Here is a 21804-nt window from a genome sequence, read left to right on the forward strand (position 1 = left end):
CTATCATCCTTCCAGCAGTAAGGACACGGTTGTCCCTTCATCATTACGGCTTGTAATATGCAGCGTTCCACCGATTGATTCTGCACGTTGCCGCATGTTGGCAAGGCCGTGAGTCGGCAGCTGTTTCGCTGAGTTTACTGCAAATCCTTTGCCATTATCTTCAATCACTATGGAAAAGGATTGCAGCTGATTGATAGTAATCGCTACTTCTGCAGTCCCTGCATGTTTCTTAATATTATTCAGCGCTTCCTGCACGATTCTGAAGACGACGTTCTCCTCTTTGTTATCGAGTTGAATCAGCCCATTGATATGCATCGTCACATTGAGTCCCAGTACGTCGGCATACTGATGTATGGCATGAGCGAGACCTTGCTCAAGGCCGATTGGTTTCAGCTGCCAGATTAATGCCCGCATTTCATTGACTGCGGATTGGCTCGTCGATTCAATGAGTCCGAATGCTGCTTTTGCTTTGTTATCTTCGGTATTGGCGGCTGCAGCGTGGGCAGTCAGGCGAAGTGAGAACAGCATCTGATTGACTGAATCATGGAGATCACGCGCTAGTCTGTTCCGTTCATTGGTCAAAGCAATTTCACGTTCTCGTTCAGTGAGGAAAATCCGCTTGATTGCGCTGCCGATTTGAAATGCTACAGATTCCAGCAGGTCGAGTTCGTCTTCACTGTAGCTCGTCTTACAAGGCGTTGCAACATTCAACAGACCGAACCGCTCCTGTCCGGACTGCAGCGGCACTGTTGCATGATGCGTAATATCATCCGTGCCGTCCGGGTATTTCCTGCTTGCTTTGACGATTCGCGAGCACGTAATGATATTGGACGCCTTCGTCAACTTCCCTTGATGATAACGTGAGACACACCAGCATGGTCCTTCTGTCATATACTTACAGTTATTATATTCCAGTGCATCCGGCAGCCCATCATCAGAGATTAGTTCATGGTGCCCTTCGTCATCAATGAAGAAGATCCAGCCGGTCGTAAAATCTGTTCCTTCGACCAGCCGTTTCAGCGCACCATTCAGCATGGAATAAGTCTCCATCTCTTCATTCAAGAATTCAGCTATTTCTTTCAGTAACGCAGTCTTAGACTTCATTGCCTCACCTTATCTCTTATATTCAACGTGGTACAGATCATGACGACGGTCACGGAGTTGCCGCACCGTACCATCTTCACGACCGCGGCGCAGCACTTCTAAATCGACGTCACCAATCATCACCATCTCCACATTCTCCCCGGTTTCACCGACAATGCCATCGCGGGCGAAGCCGAAGTCACTTGGTGTATAGATTCCGGAAGCAGAATACTGGATGTCCATATTCTCAGTCTGAGGTAAATTACCGCATGTTCCGCTGGTCACTGTGTAGATCTGGTTTTCTATCGCCCGTGCCATTGAACAATATTTCACACGTAAATAGCTCTGACGGTCTTCAGTAGAAAATGGGGTGAAAATAATTTTAGCGCCTTTTTCTGTCGCGATACGTGCCATTTCCGGGAATTCTGAGTCATAGCATATTTGAATAGCAATCTTACCGCAGTCTGTATCGAATACTTCGACTTTCTTGCCGGGAGAAATCCCCCACCAGCGACGTTCGTTCGGTGTCACGTGAATTTTGTACTGCTTCTCAATTGAACCATCACGACGGAAGAGATAAGAAATATTATAGATATCTTCATTCTCCTCAACAAAGTGAGAGCCGCCGATAATATTGATGTTATAACGCATCGCAAAATCATTGAACATTTCAATGTACTGCTCTGTATATTTTGTCAGCTGACGTATGGATTCTGCTGGATTACGCTTTTCATCGAAGCTCATCAGCTGAGTGGTCAATAATTCCGGGAAGACAACAAAGTCACTGCCCGCATCGTAGGCCACATCGACGAAATATTCAATCTGGTTCGCAAACTCTTCAAATGAATCTATTTTACGCATCATATAGTTGACGGTACAAATCCGAATCGGATGGCTCGTCTTGAAATGCAGGTTGGATTTAGCGACGAAATCCGGATTATTCCACTCCATTAATGTTGCGAATTTACTGCTTTTGATATCATCTTTTAAGTAACCTGGATTAATACGCATGAGCGTAAAGCCATTCATAAATTGGAACGTCAGCACCGGGTCTTTGATTTTGCGCTTCATGACATCAGTTACGTATTCACGCGGTGTTAATTCATCTTTGTACAGATGATAGTTCGGAATACGGCCGCCGATGATGATACTTTTCAAATTCAGTTCATAGGCGATTTCACGGCGTGCTTCGTATAACCTTTGACCGACACGCATACCGCGGTAATCGGGATGAACCATCACTTCTATACCGTATAAGTTGTGGCCATTTTCATTATGGTTCGTAATATATCCGTTATCAGTAATATCATCCCACGTATGTCTGTCATCATATTCGTCAAAGTTGATAATCAAGCTGGAACATGAACCGATGATATTCCCTTCATATTCAATGACCATCTGTCCACGCGGGAACAGATTTAAGTGTGATTCAAGCTGCTCTCTCTTCCATGGGTCCATCCCAGGAAAACAAATCTCCTGCAGCTTCATAACTTCTTCGATATCTTCAAACGTCATTTGACGGGCTTCTATTAATTTATTGAATCTTTCCAAATTTAATTCTTCTGTCATGTTCAAGCTCCTTCATGTAAACTATACATATATTATACACGATTAACTGCACAATCAAACGAACTGCCTGGAGGAAACAATGAATATAACGATAAATGCAAACTTTGACGGAATGACGATAGAAGACCTGCTGAAACATTGGGTGCTGCCTAAAAAAATGATCCATGAACTGAGAATGTCAAAAGCTATTACTGTCAACAATGAACCTGCCCAATTTACAACTGTACTGCACACTGGCGACGACCTTGTGCTGCCGATTACAGAGGAAAAGAGTCAGTATAAGTCATCCTTCCGATTATGCGAAGTGGCTTATGAAGATGACTATCTGGCAATCATCGTCAAACCAAAAGGTGTGAAAACTCATCCTAACGATATGATGGAAACCAACACGCTGCTTAATCATGCTATATATACTTTGAAGTCTGACTATGTAGAACCGGTCCATCGCCTTGATCAGGAGACAGTCGGACTAGTTCTTGTGGCGAAAAATCCACTCGTCAAAAAAATTCTGGATAGAATGCTTGAACAGCGTGAAATCACAAGAACATACAAAGCCAAAGTCAGAAGTCTGCTGCCGATTAAAAATCAGACGATTGAACTGCCGATCGGCAAAGATAAATTCCATCCGAACAAACGCCGTATTTCTGATACCGGCCAGCACGCTGTCACGCATATCATCAGTTCGAAAGTACTGGGAGACGGTGTTACTGAAGTGGAATTAAAGTTAGATACAGGACGGACACATCAGATCCGCGTCCATCTGGCTGCCATCGGTTACCCGGTGCTCGGCGATCCTCTATATAGTGATTCAAAATTGCGTCAGCTGCAGCTCGCAGGCTACAAGTTGAACTTCGTCCACCCAGTTACCGGTGAACGTGTAGAAGCTGAGCTTAAGCAGTAAAATTGCATTTTTACTCTAATCGCTATACCATAGCCTATATCACTATGTAATATGGAGGAGAATCATGATACAGACTCAAGCAGATATATTTTTTGACAGACATGCCGTCAAAGAATATGATCCCCAATTTAAAATGACACAACAAGAACTGTCAGATTTAATTAGCAAAGCTAACCAGGCGCCATCTGCATGGAACTTGCAGCATTGGAAGTACTTGGTGATTCATAGTGATGAAGCAAAAGAACAACTGCTTCCAATCTCGTTCTATCAAAAGCAGATTGTAGATTCAAGCGCCACTATCATCGTCCTTGCCGATAGAGAAAGCCAGAAACAGGCAGAACCTATCTTCAGTAAAGATGTCGCTGAAGGTCGAATGACTGAAGAAATTAAAGAACTGCTTATTAATCAAGTGAATAAAGCCTATGAAAGCGCAGAGTACCGCTTTGAATCCGGCATACTGAATGCTTCTCTTGCAGCAATGCAGCTGATCAATGCAGCGACACTAGCTGGATTAGGAACATGTCCAATCGCAGGCTTCAATAGAACTGAACTGATCAAACAGTTTAATATAGAAGAACGCTACTTACCTATTCTGTTAGTTTCAATCGGCAAAACAATGAAAGAACCGCGCAAAACATCTAGACAATCTGTCGAAGAAACTGCAACTTTCCTATAACAAGGGCAGCAGCCCATAAAGAAAGGTCCTAATTATATTAATTAGGACCTTTCTTTATGAATTCTTTCTAAGTCTGGAAATGACTCGGTCAAACAGTTTTGAGCGGCGTGACATGACCGGCTGATGAATGACCTTCCGTTCTTTTGTCAGTGAACGCTTAAACGCTTCTGCTTCCTTCACGAGATACTGCTGTGAATTAATCGGTTCAAGCTGATTTCTCACATAGTGATAGACACCGTTCATATCCTGCTCCCGTGCTTTTTGGTTATCATCCAGCTGCAGCTGCAGGAACTCTTTCAGACGTGCAACAATATTCTCATCTAAAATCGGAAATAGAATTTCAACACGTTTAATCATATTTCTAGTCATCATATCCGCTGATGACAAATACATTCTTTCCTTACCATTATGGTAGAAATAATAAATTCTAGAGTGCTCAAGAAAACGACCGACAATACTGATGACTCGTATATTATCACTGACCCCTGGAATACCTGGTTTCAAGCAGCAGATGCCGCGGATAATCAAGTTGACTTTGACACCGGCCTGACTTGCTTCGAACAATTTCTTAATGACCGCTTTGTCAGTCAGAGAGTTCATCTTAGCAATAATCAGCCCGTTGCCGTTTTCTTTGTGTGAAATTATCTCCTGCTCGATATGATCCAAAAACTCTTCGCGAATTTCAAAAGGTGCGACATGCAGTTTGTTGTATTCAGGCTTCTCTGAATACCCACTTAGATAATTGAAGAAGTTCATCGCATCCTGCCCGATTTCCTTATTTGTCGTAATGATCCCCATATCCGTATAGATTTTCGCAGTTTTGTCGTTATAGTTACCAGTCCCTAGATGAACATAAGGAACGAGTTCATCATCGATTTTTTTGATGACGAGCGTAATTTTACTGTGCGTCTTCAAATACGTCATTCCATAAATGACGTGGCAGCCCGCTTCTTCCAGCATCTTTGCCCAATGAACATTATTCTCTTCATCGAACCGCGCTTTCAGTTCTACTAACACCGTAACCTGCTTTCCTGCTTCTGCAGCATTCTTCAATGCTTCAATGATCGGTGAATCACTTGATACCCGGTACAACGTCTGCTTGATTGCCAATGTCGACGGATCAACTGAAGCTTCTTTGATGAAATCAACAACCGGTTGAAATGATTCATACGGGTGATGGAAGAACACGTCTCGTTCACGTGCCACTTCATAGATATTATCAAGTCCAAGTGATGCTGGTGGTGCCGGTTCAAACGGCTTGAACTCAAGCTGCGGATATTTCTTCGCAATCATGCCGGACAACTGAAACAGCATTGTCAGATCAAGCGGCCCATCTATCTTATAGACATCACGTTCTTCAATTTCAAGCTCATGCGTTAAAAATGAACCGCCGATCGTCGGATCGTTTCTCGTATCAATTTCAAGACGGACAGCAGCGCCACTCTTACGTTTCTTAAGAAATTTCTCGATTTCGATGAGCAGATCTTCTGCGCCGTCTTCATGAATCGATAGATCTGCATTACGTGTAATTCTAAAAGTAAATGTTCTCTTCACTTGATGACCTGTGAACAATCGATCAATAAAATGAATGATGATATCTTCCAGCATGACAAAAATCATCTTTTGATCATCCTGCAGCATAATAATCCGGTCTAACAATGCTGGAATCTGAACGATAGCAGACTTACTCTCTCCTTTAGGATCCACAACATCAACGAAGACGTTGAGTGATTTGTTGGAGAGCTTTGGAAACGGCCGGTACGCATCGATACCAAGCGGCGTCAATGTCGGCATTATCTCATACTCAAAGCGGTGCTTGACCACTTCGTAGTTATGCGGCTCGAGCTCATCCGGCTGCTTGAGGAAGATATTATGTCCTTCCAATTCCTGCAGGAGCCTATGATATTGTTCATATTGAACTCTGACATTCTCTCTATTGTCTTTATCTATCGCTATTAACTGTTCCCGCGGCGTCATCTGTGTTTTATTTTCACGTTCGTTGAAATTTAATTTAATCTGGTCTTTGAGTCCAGCTACACGAACCATAAAAAATTCATCTAAGTTAGAAGAGGCAATCGCTAGAAATTTCAATCTCTCAAGCAGCGGATTTCTGTTATCCAGTGATTCTTCAATAACGCGATAGTTAAAGGCTACCCAGCTCACTTCCCTGTTGTTGTAATATGCTTTGTTGTTGAGATCGATCGCGTCAATCATCTCCATATATCATCACATCCACTTATCATAATTTAAATATTATCCCAATCTTAGTTATACCGCACTATTGTAAATCTTCTGTAAACACAATGTTAATTTTAGCTTTTACAATCTTCTCTAAATGTTTTTTCTGTCTTTCAGCTTGATACTCTTCAGCTATGGGATCACCTTTGTATAGAATCACTAAGTGATAGCGGTCTTTATTTCTTTCAAGATAGAGTGATTGCACGACATTGGTGTTGCTGCTGTTTAATGCATAGGCAAATTTCAATATGCTGCCCAGCAGTTGAATTTTCGCTTTTTCGGCTTCTGTGAACCAGTCTGTCTCATCTGAGTAAAACTTAAGCAGTGTCTTGTTCTTATAGCTTGATAACAATGCCAGCTTGACGCGATTGCGGTGGGAGACTCCGTTCAGACTAGAGTTGGAGATGATATAGTACGTATGCTGACTGGCAGCATCTGAATCAATGTAGCTTCCTAAATAGAACAAATAAGCGGCCTGGAGCAGTAATTTTTTGTCCAGTTTGTTTCCTTCTACCAGCCCGTTCTTCTCCAGTTCGTAATAGATCATCTCTGCAAGTTTTTGACGTTGCAGTGCTTCGTCTTTACCGATGTCATAGTTATGAGCTAAATTATTCAAACTTTCTTTGAACACCTCATATTTATCAAACGGATGTTTGTACTGTTCTTCCAGAATTGACATGATGACACCTTCACGCAGCCCTTTGCGTGAAAATACAAATTCAGTCGCCGCTACTTCATCAAAGAGCTCTTTGAAGAGCAAAGTGGACGGGATGATAATGTCACGTCTATCACGGCTTAGTCCATCTAAATCCTCTAAATCATCCATCGATGAATCCATGAGTTTTTTGTAGACTTTGTCTATCGCTTCTTCCTTCATAGAGTAACCATGGACACCCGCAATCGGATATTCCACCATCGACTGATGGATCCGGGCGATATTCCGCGCTGAGCCGCCGATTGCAATAATCGGTACTTTTCTTTTGGCGAGCCATTTCAGTGATTCCAGCTGCTCTTTGATGTAGCTGCGCGCCTGAGCAACAGCTTTTTCGTCATTGTGTTTCCTACCGTCAAAAAATAATTTCTGCAGTGTTACAACACCAAACGGAAAACTATGTGAGAACTTCAGTTCCTTGTCTTCAAAGTATGTCACTTCCGTACTGCCGCCACCAATATCAACAGTCACACCGTCATTGAAATTAAGCGTATTGACGACGGCGTAATAACCATAGAATGCTTCTTCTTTTTCTGAGATGATGCGCATTGCTATTCCTGTGTGCTCTTTGACCGTCTTGATGATGGCATCAATATTCTGTGATTGACGAACCGCTGCAGTCGCTACTGGATACAGCGCTTCTACATCAAACTTAGCAGCAACTTTCTGAAAGCTGTTCAGCGTACTGCATAATACTTCAATTCCTTCGTCTGACATGACTTTGTCTTTGTCGAGATACTGATACAATCTGGCCGGCGTTTTAATGTTCTGCAGTTCCTGCAAGCCGGATTCTTCTGAATACTCAAATATAACAAGACGGATGGTATTTGAACCAATGTCTACTAATCCTAATCTTCTCATGATGAACCTCTCTTCTAGTAAAAAATGCCCGCAATGTGCAGGCATTTCAATTATTTTGGATGAATCATTTCTTCAGGTTTAATCCATTCGTCAAACTGCTCTTCTGTTAAATAACCGCTGTTGATGGCAGATTGTTTTAATGTCAGCCCTTCTCTGTGAGCCGTTTTTGCAATATAGGCTGCTTTCTCGTAGCCGATGTGCGGATTAAGTGCAGTGACGAGCATTAATGACTGATTTAAATAATCAGCAATATTATCTTCTATTGGTTCTATACCCACTGCACAGTTATCGTTAAACGAATTCATACCGTCAGCCAGCAAATAAATTGATTGCAGTGTGTTATACATGATGACCGGTTTGAATACATTCAGCTCAAAATTACCCTGGCTCGCTGCAATACCGACTGCTGCATCATTACCCATGACTTGTACAGCAACCATCGTCAACATTTCAGACTGCGTCGGATTGACTTTGCCCGGCATAATAGAAGATCCTGGCTCATTTTCAGGAATAGCTAGTTCACCTAAACCTGCACGAGGACCAGAAGACAACCAGCGGACATCATTGGCAATTTTCATAAGGTCTGCTGCCAGCGCTTTTAATGCACCATGGACAAACGTCACTTCATCATGCGCTGTCAATGCATGGAACTTATTTGGAGAGGATACGAAATCATATCCTGTCTGTGCTTTGATCTGCGCTGCCACTCTATCTCCGAATTCCGGATGTGCATTGATACCTGTACCGACAGCTGTACCACCGATAGCTAAGTTCAGCAATTCTTTTTTCGCAGTAGTTAATAACGACTCACATTTATCCAGCATATATCTCCAGCCGGAAATTTCCTGACCAAGTGTTAAAGGGGTTGCATCCTGCAGGTGAGTCCGGCCGATCTTAATGATATGATCGAACTGTTCTTCTTTTTGTTTCAAAGTATGGCGCAGTTTATCGAGCGCCGGCATGAGTAACCGCTCGATTTCAACGTAAAGACTCACATGCATTGCTGTCGGATATGTATCATTCGAACTTTGTGATTTATTGACATCATCATTTGGGTGAACTGTTTCATCACTCCCTGCCTGCTGCAAATATTGATTAGCCGCAAATGCCACGACTTCATTGACGTTCATGTTGCTCTGCGTCCCGCTTCCTGTCTGCCATACGACTAATGGGAAATGCTCATCAAGACGTCCTGCAAGCACGTCATCACATGCTTTTACAATCGCTTCTGATTTTGCGTCAGATAATTTCCCTAAGTCTTTGTTGACGATTGCTGCTGCTTTTTTCAGATGGGCAAAGCCATATACTACTTCAATCGGCATCTGTTCCTGACCGACACGGAAGTTCAGTCTGCTCCGCTGTGTCTGTGCCCCCCAGTATTTCTCCGCTGGTACTTCGATTTCACCAAATGTATCATGTTCGATTCTTACAGCCATTCTATTCTCCCCTTATGTCTATTGATAACTTTATTTTACATTAAATAACGCTTTCATTCATCTGTTTTCATAGAAAAACAGCTGTATCAGCTGTTTTGTTGTTCTTTCTGTTCGTCTGACCAGTCATTATCACGGTCTTCTTCATTGCGAAGCGAAATCTGTTCCATTTCCTTACCCAGTTCAACAACATCATCAAAGTCTTGAACCATTTCGTTTTCTTGATCTTCATAGCGGTCCGTCATTGTGTGACCTCCTTTTTTTCTATTATACTACAGTTAAATAACAGTTGTTAACGGACGTCATGATTGCATTAACGTCACAGCTAGTTAAAAAACCACCGGCAGCAGCCGATGGTTTAAGTTGTATCAGGAGAATAATGAACGGTAATACTCACGAATGTCTGCCGGCAATCCTTGGGCAGCGTCGTAATCGAGAACAACCGTTACCATACGGTGTGCTTTTAAGTTGGCAGCTTCAAATGTTGTCTGTGTTTCACCTGTTTCATACAGGCGGTTCACTGCCTTTGCTTTTTCAGAGCCTGTCACGAGAACAACGACTTCGCGTGCGGACAGCAAGCCTTCATCACTATCAGCATTGATTTCGCGGTATCCGATGCTGCCATCTGCGTTGAATGTAGATACAAGCATCGTCAGCTTTCCTTTGTTTTCTTTAGTTTTTACGTTTTTCACTTCATCCATTAAATTGCCATTTTTGTTGGCACGGTGCAGTTGTTCTTTGACGATGCCCATCTGCTGGAAGCTCGATTCATTATTATCATAATCAAAAATATGAATTTGGCTGGCATCCACTGGATTTTTTGCTACCTCTTCTATTAACTCACGATAAAAGAAATCCTGTTCATCGTTCATAGCGAACGCAAGGATGGACGTCGGATTGTTATTCATCTGTTTACGTACAAGGTCAGCTGCGTATTTCGCCGCGATACCTTTTGAATCAAAAATTTTAAAGTTCATAGCCATGGTGTTTCCTCCTGTACAACTTAGTTTTTTATCATTTTCATATACCCTTTTTTCACTGCTGTTAAAACATTTAACTCTTCGTCCACTAAAACAAGGTCAGCGTACTTCCCTTGCTTAATACTGCCGATTTCGTCTGATAATCCGAGGGCAGCTGCCTGGTTATAGCTGACAACACGCCACGCATTGTCCAGTGTTTCACCTGTATACGCCATAAAATTACGCAGTGCCTCATTCATCTTAAGAATACTGCCGGCTAGTGTACCATCAGCGAGTACCGCTTTGTCATGCTGCTTTAAGACAGCCTGTCCGCCCAGTTCATAATCACCATCCGGCATCCCTTTGGCACGCATTGCATCTGTAATGATCATGAAGCGGTCGCGCCCTTTCAAGCGGTAGGCGATTTTCACAGATGCTTGATGTGAATGGATACCATCTACAATACATTCGGTCTTCAAGTCATCGTTGACCCACGCTGCACCGAATGCTCCAGGATTGCGGTGATTGAATGGGGTCGCAGCATTGTAGAGATGCGTGATATGTTTCGCACCAGCTGCTACTGCCGCGTTCATCTCATCATAAGTTGCCACTGTATGCCCGATAGAAAAGATGATGTCATCATGTTTCGCAGTGATGACGTCCATCGCACCATCAACTTCAGGTGCAATCGTCATAATTTTAATTTTACCACGTGCCGCCTGTTGAAGCTCATCAATAAGTACTGTTGTCGGATGAATGACATACTCTGGATTCTGCGCACCTACTTTGTGCTCTGAAATAAACGGCCCTTCTAAATGAATACCGATGATTTCAGCCCCCGGTCCTTCATAACGGCTCGCTGTTTCCAGTGCATTCTTAACGCGCGTCAAATCTTCAGTCATGGTCGTCGCGAGAAAGGAGGTCGTTCCTTCTGTCAGCAATCCTTCAGCAAGCGTTGTTAACGCACCCATGTCTGCGTCCATAACATCTGCTCCGTAGCCTCCATGTATATGAATATCGATGAATCCGGGCAGCAGGATTCCGCCTTTCCCATCTATCACATCGTGACATGTTCCATTATAATAGCCATGGCTTACTTCTGCGATACGTTGTTGTTCTATCACAACATATCCCTTATCAATCACTCCATCTTCTGTGTAAATTTTCACATTGTTTATGACCAGCATGACTAACGTCTCCTTTTCTTTAGCTTATAATTAGTATATAATAAAATCAATAATAGTATAGGAGGCCAACATCAATGGGTACATTGTTAATTGGTATGGTTGCTTTATCTTTCATTGTCGCTATGTTAACAGCTGGCAAAGAATCTGACTACGGTATTAGAGACAAAGATCTTAACAAATAAAAGACAGAATCGGCAGTGCTGATTCTGTCTTTCTTTATTATTGTTTTAAGAATCCTTGTTGTTTGACGACTGCATCCACGTCTTCTCTTATAGTGTGACTGAATTTAGCCATCATTTGACTGCTCCATTTGTCGCTGCGTCTTCCGTTCGTCCGTTCGCGGTAATAATCAGCGATACGTTCATCATAATGATCAATCTGCGACAAATAATCATCAGTCGAATAGCGATTTTCATGATAGACATGTTCAAACGGCAGCCTTTCTTTGCTGCTGCCTTCTTCTGATGGATAACCGACCACTAATCCGAATAAAGGATACGTATAATCAGGCAGCCCAAGCAATTCAATGACCCGCGCCATATCATTTCTTAGACTACCGATATAACATATACCCAGTCCCATGCTTTCAGCAGCCACCGCCATATTCTGTGCAGCAAGACTGGCATCTACTGTGCCGACAATGAAATTCTCAGTTTCTCCGATATAATCAGCAACTGATTGACCGGCACGTTCAGCTAATAGTTGATGACGCTTGTAATCTGCGACAAAGACAAATAAATGACCATTGTGCTCAACATAATGCTGCGTACTGATGTCACGCAGTGCCTTTTTAATTTCAGGATCAGTCACGCCAATGATCGAATATGCTTGTACAAAACTTGAAGTCGATGCCTGCTGGGCCGCTTCAACAAGAACTCTTATCGTCTGATCATCTAGCTGCTTCGCTTCAAATGCTCTAATTGAACGGTGAGCCATCAACTGCTTCACTACTTCATTCATTTACTCATCCCCTATTTCAGATTCGGATAATTCTGTTGTCTTAATGCTTCATATACTAAGATTGCTGCTGTGTTAGATAAGTTCAATGAACGCACATTGTCATTCATCGGAATTCTGAGTGCAGTATCCATATACTTTTCTTTGACCCAGTCCGGCAGACCTGTTGTCTCACGACCGAAGATGAAGTAGTGGTCGACTGACGTATCTGAATAATCGAATGTCGTGTGCGGCTTTTTGCCGAACTTCGTCAGCAAGTAGTAGTTGCTGCCTGCTGTCTTATCGAAAAATTCCTCAATGCTGTCATAATAAATGATATCGACAAATTTCCAGTAATCAAGACCTGCACGACGCAGCATCTTATCGTCCGTTGAAAATCCAAGCGGACGAATCAAGTGCAATGTTGTATCAGTTGCTGCACAAGTTCTAGCAATATTTCCTGTGTTTGCCGGAATCTCCGGCTGATATAATACGACGTTAATTGATGACATGTTCAATCTCCTCTAAACCTTTTAGAATTTCATTTCTTACTTCTTCGTCTTCTTCTACATCATACCGCTCCATTAAAAACGGAGCTTCTAATCGGCCTGCAATTCTGCCGATAGCCCAGTATGCCGTCCCTTTGATGACGGGCCTATCGTCTTCTACTGCCACTTGTTTCAAGGTTGGGACGGCCGACTCCTCCTTGAAATGAGCGAGCGCGATGATCGCATTCCGCTGAATCGGCTTCTTGCCCCGCCAGCTGCCCGCTAAATGACCGTATTCATTTTTGAACATCTTGTTGCTGATGGTAAGCAGCGGCTCGAGCAGCGGCTTCAGCTTCAGCGGCTCAAGAATGATATCATCCTGCAGTGTATTAATGCCGCGGTTTCTCGGGCAGACTTGCTGGCATGTGTCACAGCCGTACAGTCTGTTGCCGATCTTCCCGCGATATTCATCAGGCATGAAGCCTTTCGTCTGAGTCAGAAAACTGATACATTTCTGTGCATTCAGCTGTCCATCGCCGACTAAAGCACCTGTTGGACAGCGGTCCACACAAATCGTGCAGTCAAGACAGCTGTCAATGACCGGCTTGTCAGGAGGCAATGGAATAGACGTCAGCAGTTCACCTAGATACGTCCATGTCCCTAACTTATCGTTAAGTATGAAGCCATTTTTTGCAGCATAGCCCAGGCCGGCACGCTCAGCGACAGCGCGGTCACTCAGTACGCCCGTATCCACCATAGACAGACATTCAGCATCTGCTGCACGTTCTTCAATAAATGCCTGCAGCAGTGTAAGTCGTTTGCGTAACAGTGAATGATAGTCCATTCCCCAGGACGACCGGGAGAAGACACCGCGCCGTTCACCGCGTACACTTCTCGGTGCATCAGGGAGACGATTCGGATAGCCGACCGCAATCGCTATAATAGAACGGGCAGACGGCAGTGATTTCTTCGGATCGATTCTGAGTTCGATATCAGAACTCTCAAAACCAGATGCATAACCTTTAGAATAATAGGATTCCAGCTTCGGACGCAGCTCTTCAAAAGGTTCCGCTGTTGTAAAGCCGATAGCATCGATACCAATAGTCCGGCTATACGCAATAATTTCCTGTTTCAGTTGTTCTGACATGTCGCTCACCTCCAAATCAATGCAACTATTTTAACACAAAAACAAGCGAACGCCTACCAGCTGTTCGCCTGCTTCAACACTATGATAATACTTTTGACAGAAAGTTCTGCGTCCGTTCATTTTTAGGATGACTGAATACCTGCTCGGGCGTTCCCTGCTCCTGAATAATCCCTTTATCCATGAAGACAACGCGGTCTGCCACTTCTCTTGCAAAGCCCATTTCATGCGTCACTACAACCATCGTCATTCCTTCCCTCGCTAAATCCTTCATTACTTGAAGCACATCGCCGACCATTTCAGGATCAAGTGCTGATGTGGGTTCATCAAAGAGCATGACATCAGGGTTCATTGCCAGTGCTCTCGCGATAGCGACACGCTGCTTCTGTCCACCGGATAACTGCGAAGGATAGGAACCTGCACGGTCTTTCAGGCCGACTTTGGCGAGCAGCTCGAGTGCGCGCTGCTCAGCTGACTGCCTTCCTTCTCCGCGGACGAGCATAGGAGTCAGTGTCAAATTCTCAAGCACCGTTTTATGAGGAAACAAATTGAAGTTCTGAAATACCATCCCCATTTTCTGACGGAGCTTATTGATGTCTGCTCCTTTGCTGTTCAATACTTCTCCTTCAAAGACAATACGTCCGTCAGTCGGTGTTTCGAGAAGATTGAGGCATCTTAAAAAAGTAGATTTACCACTTCCTGAAGGACCGATAACAGCGACTACTTCTCCTGCTGACACTTCCATATCAATGCCTTTTAATACTTCCACTTGTCCGAAGTTCTTCTTCAATTGTTCAACATTAATCACTGACACTCATTCTCCTTTCGACGACATTCATCACTCGAGACAATGTGAATGTCAAAATAAAGTATGCGACTGCCGCTAATAACAACGGTGTGAATGGATCAAATGATGCACCTTGTACTTTTTGTGCATTGAACATCAGTTCGCTGACGCCGATGACAGAAACAATGGATGATTCTTTGATGACGGTGATGAATTCGTTGCCGAGCGCAGGCAGAATATTTTTGATGGCCTGCGGCATGATGACTTTGTTCATGGCTTGAGAATGACTCAGTCCAAGTGATCGGGCCGCTTCCATCTGCCCTTTATCCACTGCATTGATTCCGGCACGGATGATTTCTGCAATGTACGCGGCACAGTTGAGAACGAGTGCAATGGCACCACAGAGAAAGGCTGATAAATCAAGCCCAAGCACTGCCGTCGTTCCGAAATATACTAAGAATACTTGAACGAGTAGTGGTGTCCCTCTAATAAATTCAATATAGATCCAGGCGATGGATTTCAATATTTTATTGCGGCTGAGCTTCATAAATGCAAGAATACCGCCGAATAACGATCCGAGTACGACTCCGATGATTGAAATTAAAATCGTCGCTCCGATTCCTTTGATGAAATAATTACCATATTTGCTGAGGAATGAGCCTTCTTCAAACATCGCTTCGTTTGCTTTGTCCTGATAATCTTTAATCAGTCCTTTGTCCTTAACTTCTGCAATGCTTGCATTCAGCTGATCGAGCAGCTGCTGAGAGTCTTTTGGAACAGCAATCGCTGTCCCTTTTGCAGCATCAGCAAATTCAAGAGAAGAATAAGCAAGACCGGTATTTTTGGACAAATACGCATCTCCGACCGGTCCTTCCAGAATAATACCATCTACTTTACCTGAGTTAAGCGACATGATGATTTCAGGGACACGTGTCAATGATGACAGATTGGCGTCTGGAATTTCTTTTTGAGCCAGTGCTTCTTGAGTCGTTTGTTTCTGTACACCGATACTTTTACCTGAGAAGTCTTCCACTGTTTTCAACTTGTCTTGATTTTTCTTTTGGACGATCATGCGCTGAGTCACCTGCATATACTGCTCAGTGAAGTCGACTTCTTTACGTCGCTCAGGCGTCGGGGACATACCTGAAATAATAATATCGATCTTACCGGTTTTAAGAGATCCGAGCAGGCTGTCAAATGACATATCGACTATCTTTAAATCGACACCCAAATCTTTAGCGACCTTTTTGGCAAGTTCAATATCGATACCCACATATCTGCTCTTTCCGTTGACCGTCTGCTCAAACTCATACGGAGCATAATCCGCAGAGAGACCGACACGGATTTCTCCTCTTTTCTTGATGACATCATACTGATCGTCTTTTGCACTTGCTGAATATAATGGTATATAGGACAGAATGACAACGAACAGCAGCATCATTGTTAACATCTTCTTCACAGCACTACCTCCTTAACTAATTATTATAACTATACAATTTAATGAAAATATATACAATACCCAATAAAAAAATATTCCGCTGTCAGCAGAATATTTTTATGCTTTATTGAATAGATAAATATCATTTGTATACCCTGGCAGTATTTTCTTCAACACCATATGGACTAATATACTTGCAGGGAGCGGCACTATTAAATAGGCAGTCAACAGCTTAACGATGCTAATCCACACGTCACCTTCCATGAATCTAAAAGCATTCAAAGGACCGACGAGCCCCGTATAACCAAATCCTGCCGACATCGGTGTTCCTTGTATTCCCATGTAGTAAGCAAGCAGGCCACCAATGCCGCCGTTAATCATGAGCGGCACCATAATAATCGGATATCTGAAGTACACCGGCATCATCATCTTCGCTGCGCCGATGACAAGCGTCGTATTGACCCCTTTGTCATTGACGAACCATGAGCCGACGATGAACGTGTAGCAGCAGGCCGCAATACCAAGATTGGCAGCACCACTTCCTAGACCGGACAAACTGATAACTGTCGCAATCGCTACAACCGATATAGGTGTTGCCATCATCAGTGCATAAAACATGCATATCAATATACACATCAGCAGTGGATTCAGCGTGGTGAAATGGCTGACCAGCTGACCGAGGAACCCTGTCATCATTTTGACGTACGGCAGCGTCAAAGTGCCCACTGCTCCTGGCAGCACACCTGCTAGAATCGGCAGAAAGACAATGTTCAGTGTCCCAAGCCGATTGCCAAGAACGACAATGACCAGTGCAGCAAGGGCGATGGTCATCATCATGTTCAATAGATCGCCCATACCGACCAACTTCGCACCATCAGCTGTAAACTGAACAGCACCCGAACCGATAAATGCAGCGCCTCCTATAACAGCACTTTGAACACCATTGAATTTCAACTGGTGACCGACCAGGACACCGATGATAATAGCAGCGCAGAACTGAAACATCAGCAGCATCTGTCCGAGCGACGTGAATACTGGATGAAATGAAGCTAAATACTTAAAAAGCTCCCCGAGCATGGCGTTAGGTATTAACGCAATCACTATCCCGGTCGCCATACCGTTTAATATATTGAAAAAGAAAGTTTTTAAAGACATATCGTTAATTTTCATGCTAGACCGACTTTCCTATTTGTTGTGATACGGATTGCTAATTTAATAGATTAGCTATATAGTGCACATCATGTTCTTCCTCAAGCATTAACGACTTTAATTCATGGGGTTTAATACTTTCACGAAGTAATTCTTCTTTTGAATAAAACTTAAAGATAAATTGATCATCGGGTTGCGCAAAAATTTCACCATCTCCTAGCTCGTCACCTATCTCTAATAAATATACAAACAGCAATTCATGATAATTAGTTCCATTGTAATCAAAGAATCCTTCAATCATCGTCTGGAACTGAAGGTCATTTTCACTCACTACCAAATCCAGTTCTTCTTTCAGCTCTCTGATAAGTGCAGATTTTGAGTCTTCTAATAACTTGATACGGCCTCCAACTGTTGTAATAAATGAATCATTGATACCATGATGCATCAACCATTCATCACCTCGACGAATCATGGCAGACGTTCTAATATTTAATCGATGACTGTTCAGTAACAGTGATAAATCCATAGCGTTCCTCCTTAAAGTGTAATCACCCATATATGATGGTCTTCGTCTTTGCCCCAGTAATCTTTAAATATATAGGTCGCAGGTCCGAACATCTTCGTCCATGTTTTGATAGCAAGTGTATAAGCTGCATCAAAACAATACTGATTGATTCCTGATAGACGCATATCGTCCTGCATGCGCTTGATCAGTTCACTGCCGATACCCTGTCCTTGATACGCTGGATTTACATATAATGATCCGAGTTCATACAGATGATCCAGTGCTCCCTCTGTCAATTCACTGATGGTTGTATTCGGATGATATAGACCGATAGCGCCGATGATCACTCCTTCATGTTTAGCAGCAATAAACTGAGTATCTCTCCCGCTATAATAGTTCTCAATATAACCATATTTCGTGTCGATTTCTTTTTGCAGATCGTCATCATCATCTATATCATGCACTTGAAATGTATGAGTAATGACTTCTTTGTAATGTGCTTTTAAAGGAATCTTGTCTTCAACAGACGGCCTTATATAATTAATCAATCAATCACCCCGATATACATTTGTCTTATTATACACTAAACAAAAAAACCTTGAAACAAACCTTTCAAGGTTCAGATGCCAAAGGTCGGGGTCTTATGTATATTTTATTAAAGAAATAGATTTAATAAAATATTAAAACTACTCGGTCATCTCGATAAATCTTATAATGATTATTGCGTGGAAGACAATGTTTATCTCTTTATTCCTTAAATAGATTAAGGATAGTGGAAATGGCCACATCAATAAGTAAAAGCCCCTAAACATAACGTTTAAGGGCTTTATACGATACCGGCGGCCGGGGTCTTGTTTAGACTCTAAACGTTGATATATCAATACCATTAAAAAAATCGTGTCCACTTCGCGTCCACTTTTCAAATTGTTCTTTCTATATTCATTTCGTATTATAATAGGAAAGAACTCCAAAAAGCCACCTACTCATCAAGAGTAAGTGGCTTTACAATTATCTATTATTATTTTTGAAATACTGTTTAGTAACTGGCAACACTTGTGAAAGCAACTTTTCTTCTGACATATCAACTGAGTCCTCACCCAGAATGTCATCAGTGGTAAAATTTATGATGGCATAGATGCTATTTAATAAGGAACCACTAAAATTAAAACCTATTAAATGTTATGATTTTAAATATCATACCGCCATTCTGTATAAGCAGAACGTTAGCTTAAATCTATCTTAAATAACTTTGAATTTTTACATACCATAAATTTTTAGTGATATTATCTAACTGAAGCGAACGCTTCAAAAAAATATTAGGAGAGTGTGTATATGTTATTCAGAAAAGTTTCTGCTACTATTCTTGCAGGTTCTATTTTTGTCACTTCACTGGTCCCTATTACTCAAGCTTCGGAAATCCAACAAACTGCCCCTGCTACTGAAAGCGGAAATATTGGAACATTCAATACTTCTTTACAGAAAGGCGATGCGCCTCAAAGCATCAGTGGCAGCTTTATTGTTAAACAAGCCATAAAAATAATTATTAACAACAAAAGCAAAGTTATCTCGTTAGTTGAAGGACAGATGGGAAAGAAAACTGCTGCTCAACTTGATAAACACTATTCAAAGGTGGTGGCCGAACTTAAGCCTTTATTGGCATGGTCTGAAGTCCCTGCCCAGGCAGTGTATGATGCTGTTTACAGAGGGATGATTAATGCCGGCGTATCTAATTCAGTAGCTACCAATGTAGCGCTAGGCGTTAAAACGATATTAAACTGGTTGGTATAAACTGAAAAAACAAGGGAGTTTAATCATGAACGAGTCAGATTTACAGCTTATCAAAAAGACACTGAATGAACTGGCATCTTCAGTCGGTCACAGCCAATTAAATACAAAATCTATCAGTCTGCTATTTTTAGATTTTGGATTAAATAATGATGATTTTGAAGAGATGTTTATCTCTTTTAATCAGATAGTATTTAAAAACGAAGAATATAATCTTCAGATGTTCCGTGAAATTCTGAGAAAATATATTCCTAACTGTACTGATTTAACCGTCATCCGTTTCATCGATGGTTTTGCAAAGAATTACATCCCTGAATTGTTACTGTTCTCTGAAGAAATAAAAACTGATTTTATCAATAGATAAAGAAATAAAAGCCACCTACTCATTAAGAGTAAGTGGCTTTAATGTTATCTATTGTTATTTTCAAAATTTTTTTTGATTATCTGCAGCACTTGATACATTAATTTCTCTCTTGCTGTATCGGTTAAACCCCATATTTTAATTTCATTCGTATGCTCCCTTTTATATAGATAACCGCCTACCCTTTCATACGTTCTTTGCAATCATCATTGAAAGGAGGTGAGAAAAAATGAACGTCAAAAAGGTCGGTAACAAATTGGAATATGACTTTAGAATCAACGGAAAACGGTACAGAGGTAAAGGTAATACACGGCGTGAAGCAGTTCATGCAGGTAACATCCGCTATAACGAACTGGCCCAAGGTCGAGACTTAAAAGCGAAAATCATCTTTCATCAAAGGTTTATTGATTATCACGACAAATATACAAAACCTAATGTATCAGAGAAGACCTACAGCAACTATGATCGTCTTTACAAGACGCTGATAAAAGAGTTTGGTTATCGCGATATCAAGGACATCACTAAGGATGATTACCAGGACTTTATCAATAAGTTGGCTGATCAATATGTGATTGATGGCGTAAGTCGTTATAACAGTTATATCCGTGCAGTAGTTCGTGATGCAATCAATGAAGGTCTGGCCACTCGTGATTTTACTCTAAATGTTCGAATCTTTTCGAATGTGAAGAGCAAAGAAGAGAAACACATGTACTTAGACCTGCAGGAACTGAAAGCGATCAAGAAATACTATATGGACCGTAAAGACCACATGGCCGCTTCCACCTATTTAATATTACTCATGATAGCTACAGGTGGACGTTTCTCTGACTGTATCAATTTGAAACGTAATCACATCGATATCACATCGATGAAGTCAAAGGAACGGTTTATCTGGATGGTACTAAGAATATAAACGCTAAGCGTACTGTGAATGTGGATAAAGAAACGATTAAACTATTACTACAGTATGCCGATGACAGGCCAGCTCATATGTCTGGTTACCTATTTACCCATCGTGGCAGACAGATTAAAAATTCAGCAGTCAATGAGTCCATAAAAAAAGCATGTGAAGCTGTTGGTATTAAACGCAACATTACATCACATGCCTTACGTCACACGCATATCTCCATCCTTATCTACGAAGGTGTAGACATTGCTTATATTGCTGATCGTGTCGGACATAGCAGCCCTGACATCACTTATCGTGAATACGCCCATCTTATCAAAGAAAGTAAGGATAAGCAAAGCAGTAAGACGTTATCTGTGCTTGAAGCGCTGTAGCGTGTCCACATTGGACGTTTTTGGACTTGAAATTTGTTAGCTGTGTCCAAATCGTGTCCACTCTTCCGGATAATCTTTCTATATTCTTTTTCTATCAAAATAGAAAAAAGCCCGTAAATCCAAGGATTCACGAGCACTTTCTATATTCTTTTACATTCTTTAGATACCGGCGGCCGGGGTCGAACCGGCACTCCTGTGAGGGAACTGGATTTTGAGTCCAGCGCGTCTGCCAATTCCGCCACGCCGGCATAATATTATAAAGATCATTGAATAAAATATGGAGCGGAAGATAGGACTTACACCTATACCTC

Annotated in this window: 22 protein-coding genes and 1 tRNA gene; 6 read left to right on the forward strand and 17 right to left on the reverse strand. The window is 42.1% G+C overall.

All coding sequences use genetic code 11. The features are described from left to right. Nucleotides 1–3: 3 nt before the first annotated feature. Both AC3IPL_RS08065 and AC3IPL_RS08070 read right to left on the reverse strand, forming a co-directional pair. A complete protein-coding gene (locus AC3IPL_RS08065) occupies nucleotides 4–1104 on the reverse strand; it encodes a GAF domain-containing sensor histidine kinase (RefSeq protein WP_489240491.1) in 1101 nt (366 codons plus the stop codon). Nucleotides 1105–1113: 9 nt separating this feature from the next. Next, entirely contained in the window at nucleotides 1114–2652 is a 1539-nt protein-coding gene (locus AC3IPL_RS08070; RefSeq protein ID WP_489240494.1) for a GNAT family N-acetyltransferase, read from the reverse strand. A gap of 79 nt (nucleotides 2653–2731) precedes the next feature. Here AC3IPL_RS08070 and AC3IPL_RS08075 point away from each other — a divergent pair, with 79 nt between their 5' ends. Together AC3IPL_RS08075 and AC3IPL_RS08080 are read left to right on the forward strand one after the other, a co-directional pair. After that, nucleotides 2732–3553 (forward strand): RluA family pseudouridine synthase, encoded by an 822-nt coding sequence (locus tag AC3IPL_RS08075; RefSeq protein WP_489240495.1) that lies wholly within the window; start codon nucleotides 2732–2734, stop codon nucleotides 3551–3553. A 64-nt stretch (nucleotides 3554–3617) separates the two neighbouring features. Next, on the forward strand, nucleotides 3618–4229 hold the full coding sequence (locus tag AC3IPL_RS08080; protein ID WP_489240497.1) for a nitroreductase family protein: 612 nt from the start codon (nucleotides 3618–3620) through the stop codon (nucleotides 4227–4229). A gap of 54 nt (nucleotides 4230–4283) precedes the next feature. Here the strand turns inward: AC3IPL_RS08080 and AC3IPL_RS08085 are convergent, their stop codons facing one another. From AC3IPL_RS08085 to AC3IPL_RS08150, 14 genes are all read right to left on the reverse strand, one after another. Continuing rightward, the gene (locus tag AC3IPL_RS08085; RefSeq protein ID WP_489240499.1) at nucleotides 4284–6449 is read right to left on the reverse strand and encodes an RNA degradosome polyphosphate kinase; all 2166 of its coding nucleotides are present in this window, start codon (nucleotides 6447–6449) and stop codon (nucleotides 4284–4286) included. Between the two features lie 58 nt (nucleotides 6450–6507). Then, a complete protein-coding gene (ppx, locus tag AC3IPL_RS08090; RefSeq protein WP_489242318.1) occupies nucleotides 6508–8043 on the reverse strand; it encodes an exopolyphosphatase in 1536 nt (511 codons plus the stop codon). Nucleotides 8044–8090: 47 nt separating this feature from the next. Next, entirely contained in the window at nucleotides 8091–9476 is a 1386-nt protein-coding gene (gene fumC / locus AC3IPL_RS08095) for a class II fumarate hydratase (RefSeq protein WP_489240501.1), read from the reverse strand. A gap of 86 nt (nucleotides 9477–9562) precedes the next feature. After that, on the reverse strand, nucleotides 9563–9718 hold the full coding sequence (locus tag AC3IPL_RS08100; RefSeq protein ID WP_489240503.1) for an SAS053 family DNA gyrase inhibitor: 156 nt from the start codon (nucleotides 9716–9718) through the stop codon (nucleotides 9563–9565). Nucleotides 9719–9841: 123 nt separating this feature from the next. Then, the gene (locus AC3IPL_RS08105; RefSeq protein ID WP_489240505.1) at nucleotides 9842–10456 is read right to left on the reverse strand and encodes a 6-phosphogluconolactonase; all 615 of its coding nucleotides are present in this window, start codon (nucleotides 10454–10456) and stop codon (nucleotides 9842–9844) included. Between the two features lie 20 nt (nucleotides 10457–10476). Beyond that, a complete protein-coding gene (nagA, locus tag AC3IPL_RS08110; RefSeq protein ID WP_489240506.1) occupies nucleotides 10477–11619 on the reverse strand; it encodes an N-acetylglucosamine-6-phosphate deacetylase in 1143 nt (380 codons plus the stop codon). A gap of 219 nt (nucleotides 11620–11838) precedes the next feature. Further along, a complete protein-coding gene (gene nfsA / locus AC3IPL_RS08115) occupies nucleotides 11839–12579 on the reverse strand; it encodes an oxygen-insensitive NADPH nitroreductase (RefSeq protein WP_489240507.1) in 741 nt (246 codons plus the stop codon). An 11-nt stretch (nucleotides 12580–12590) separates the two neighbouring features. Beyond that, nucleotides 12591–13067, reverse strand: a complete 477-nt coding sequence (gene trmL / locus AC3IPL_RS08120; protein WP_489240509.1) for a tRNA (uridine(34)/cytosine(34)/5-carboxymethylaminomethyluridine(34)-2'-O)-methyltransferase TrmL — start codon at nucleotides 13065–13067, stop codon at nucleotides 12591–12593. Next, nucleotides 13054–14190 carry a tRNA epoxyqueuosine(34) reductase QueG gene (gene queG / locus AC3IPL_RS08125; protein WP_489240511.1) on the reverse strand — a complete coding sequence of 379 codons (1137 nt, stop codon included), beginning with the start codon at nucleotides 14188–14190 and terminating at the stop codon, nucleotides 13054–13056. Before queG ends, trmL begins: the two co-directional genes overlap by 14 nt. Before the next feature lie 79 nt (nucleotides 14191–14269). Then, nucleotides 14270–14995: an amino acid ABC transporter ATP-binding protein gene (locus tag AC3IPL_RS08130; RefSeq protein ID WP_489242320.1), complete on the reverse strand. Its 726-nt coding sequence runs from the start codon at nucleotides 14993–14995 to the stop codon at nucleotides 14270–14272. Then, nucleotides 14988–16415, reverse strand: coding sequence for an ABC transporter substrate-binding protein/permease (locus tag AC3IPL_RS08135; RefSeq protein ID WP_489242322.1), 1428 nt, complete (start codon nucleotides 16413–16415; stop codon nucleotides 14988–14990). The genes AC3IPL_RS08130 and AC3IPL_RS08135 overlap by 8 nt, the downstream gene beginning before the upstream one ends. A gap of 114 nt (nucleotides 16416–16529) precedes the next feature. Then, on the reverse strand, nucleotides 16530–17582 hold the full coding sequence (locus AC3IPL_RS08140; RefSeq protein WP_489240513.1) for a PTS sugar transporter subunit IIC: 1053 nt from the start codon (nucleotides 17580–17582) through the stop codon (nucleotides 16530–16532). 37 nt (nucleotides 17583–17619) lie between these two features. Further along, nucleotides 17620–18087: an NUDIX domain-containing protein gene (locus tag AC3IPL_RS08145; protein WP_489240515.1), complete on the reverse strand. Its 468-nt coding sequence runs from the start codon at nucleotides 18085–18087 to the stop codon at nucleotides 17620–17622. A gap of 11 nt (nucleotides 18088–18098) precedes the next feature. Continuing rightward, nucleotides 18099–18614 carry a GNAT family N-acetyltransferase gene (locus AC3IPL_RS08150; RefSeq protein WP_489240517.1) on the reverse strand — a complete coding sequence of 172 codons (516 nt, stop codon included), beginning with the start codon at nucleotides 18612–18614 and terminating at the stop codon, nucleotides 18099–18101. 784 nt (nucleotides 18615–19398) lie between these two features. On the opposite strand from AC3IPL_RS08150, the gene AC3IPL_RS08155 reads away from it, so the two are divergent. The 4 genes from AC3IPL_RS08155 (at nucleotide 19399) to AC3IPL_RS08170 (ending at nucleotide 21493) form a co-directional block, all read left to right on the forward strand. After that, the gene (locus AC3IPL_RS08155; RefSeq protein ID WP_489240519.1) at nucleotides 19399–19854 is read left to right on the forward strand and encodes a hypothetical protein; all 456 of its coding nucleotides are present in this window, start codon (nucleotides 19399–19401) and stop codon (nucleotides 19852–19854) included. A gap of 25 nt (nucleotides 19855–19879) precedes the next feature. Further along, nucleotides 19880–20215: a hypothetical protein gene (locus AC3IPL_RS08160; protein ID WP_489240521.1), complete on the forward strand. Its 336-nt coding sequence runs from the start codon at nucleotides 19880–19882 to the stop codon at nucleotides 20213–20215. Nucleotides 20216–20441: 226 nt separating this feature from the next. After that, a complete protein-coding gene (locus tag AC3IPL_RS08165; protein WP_489240523.1) occupies nucleotides 20442–21125 on the forward strand; it encodes a tyrosine-type recombinase/integrase in 684 nt (227 codons plus the stop codon). Then, complete coding sequence (locus tag AC3IPL_RS08170; protein WP_489242323.1) at nucleotides 21122–21493, forward strand: tyrosine-type recombinase/integrase; 372 nt, start codon at nucleotides 21122–21124, stop codon at nucleotides 21491–21493. Before AC3IPL_RS08165 ends, AC3IPL_RS08170 begins: the two co-directional genes overlap by 4 nt. A gap of 164 nt (nucleotides 21494–21657) precedes the next feature. Here the strand turns inward: AC3IPL_RS08170 and AC3IPL_RS08175 are convergent. Further along, nucleotides 21658–21741 (reverse strand) — tRNA-Leu (locus AC3IPL_RS08175). Between the last annotated feature and the right edge of the window lie 63 nt (nucleotides 21742–21804).

Source organism: Macrococcus sp. GL_134 (genome assembly GCF_057834705.1).

Coding starts and splice junctions, on each gene's coding strand:
- AC3IPL_RS08065 (WP_489240491.1), bottom strand. CDS start 1,104: ATGAAGTCTAAGACTGCGTTACTGAAAGAAATAGCTGAATTCTTGAAT.
- AC3IPL_RS08070 (WP_489240494.1), bottom strand. CDS start 2,652: ATGACAGAAGAATTAAATTTGGAAAGATTCAATAAATTAATAGAAGCC.
- AC3IPL_RS08075 (WP_489240495.1), top strand. CDS start 2,732: ATGAATATAACGATAAATGCAAACTTTGACGGAATGACGATAGAAGAC.
- AC3IPL_RS08080 (WP_489240497.1), top strand. CDS start 3,618: ATGATACAGACTCAAGCAGATATATTTTTTGACAGACATGCCGTCAAA.
- AC3IPL_RS08085 (WP_489240499.1), bottom strand. CDS start 6,449: ATGGAGATGATTGACGCGATCGATCTCAACAACAAAGCATATTACAAC.
- fumC (WP_489240501.1), bottom strand. CDS start 9,476: ATGGCTGTAAGAATCGAACATGATACATTTGGTGAAATCGAAGTACCA.
- AC3IPL_RS08100 (WP_489240503.1), bottom strand. CDS start 9,718: ATGACGGACCGCTATGAAGATCAAGAAAACGAAATGGTTCAAGACTTT.
- AC3IPL_RS08105 (WP_489240505.1), bottom strand. CDS start 10,456: ATGGCTATGAACTTTAAAATTTTTGATTCAAAAGGTATCGCGGCGAAA.
- nagA (WP_489240506.1), bottom strand. CDS start 11,619: ATGCTGGTCATAAACAATGTGAAAATTTACACAGAAGATGGAGTGATT.
- nfsA (WP_489240507.1), bottom strand. CDS start 12,579: ATGAATGAAGTAGTGAAGCAGTTGATGGCTCACCGTTCAATTAGAGCA.
- trmL (WP_489240509.1), bottom strand. CDS start 13,067: ATGTCATCAATTAACGTCGTATTATATCAGCCGGAGATTCCGGCAAAC.
- queG (WP_489240511.1), bottom strand. CDS start 14,190: ATGTCAGAACAACTGAAACAGGAAATTATTGCGTATAGCCGGACTATT.
- AC3IPL_RS08135 (WP_489242322.1), bottom strand. CDS start 16,415: ATGATGCTGCTGTTCGTTGTCATTCTGTCCTATATACCATTATATTCA.
- AC3IPL_RS08140 (WP_489240513.1), bottom strand. CDS start 17,582: ATGAAAATTAACGATATGTCTTTAAAAACTTTCTTTTTCAATATATTA.
- AC3IPL_RS08145 (WP_489240515.1), bottom strand. CDS start 18,087: ATGGATTTATCACTGTTACTGAACAGTCATCGATTAAATATTAGAACG.
- AC3IPL_RS08155 (WP_489240519.1), top strand. CDS start 19,399: ATGTTATTCAGAAAAGTTTCTGCTACTATTCTTGCAGGTTCTATTTTT.
- AC3IPL_RS08160 (WP_489240521.1), top strand. CDS start 19,880: ATGAACGAGTCAGATTTACAGCTTATCAAAAAGACACTGAATGAACTG.
- AC3IPL_RS08165 (WP_489240523.1), top strand. CDS start 20,442: ATGAACGTCAAAAAGGTCGGTAACAAATTGGAATATGACTTTAGAATC.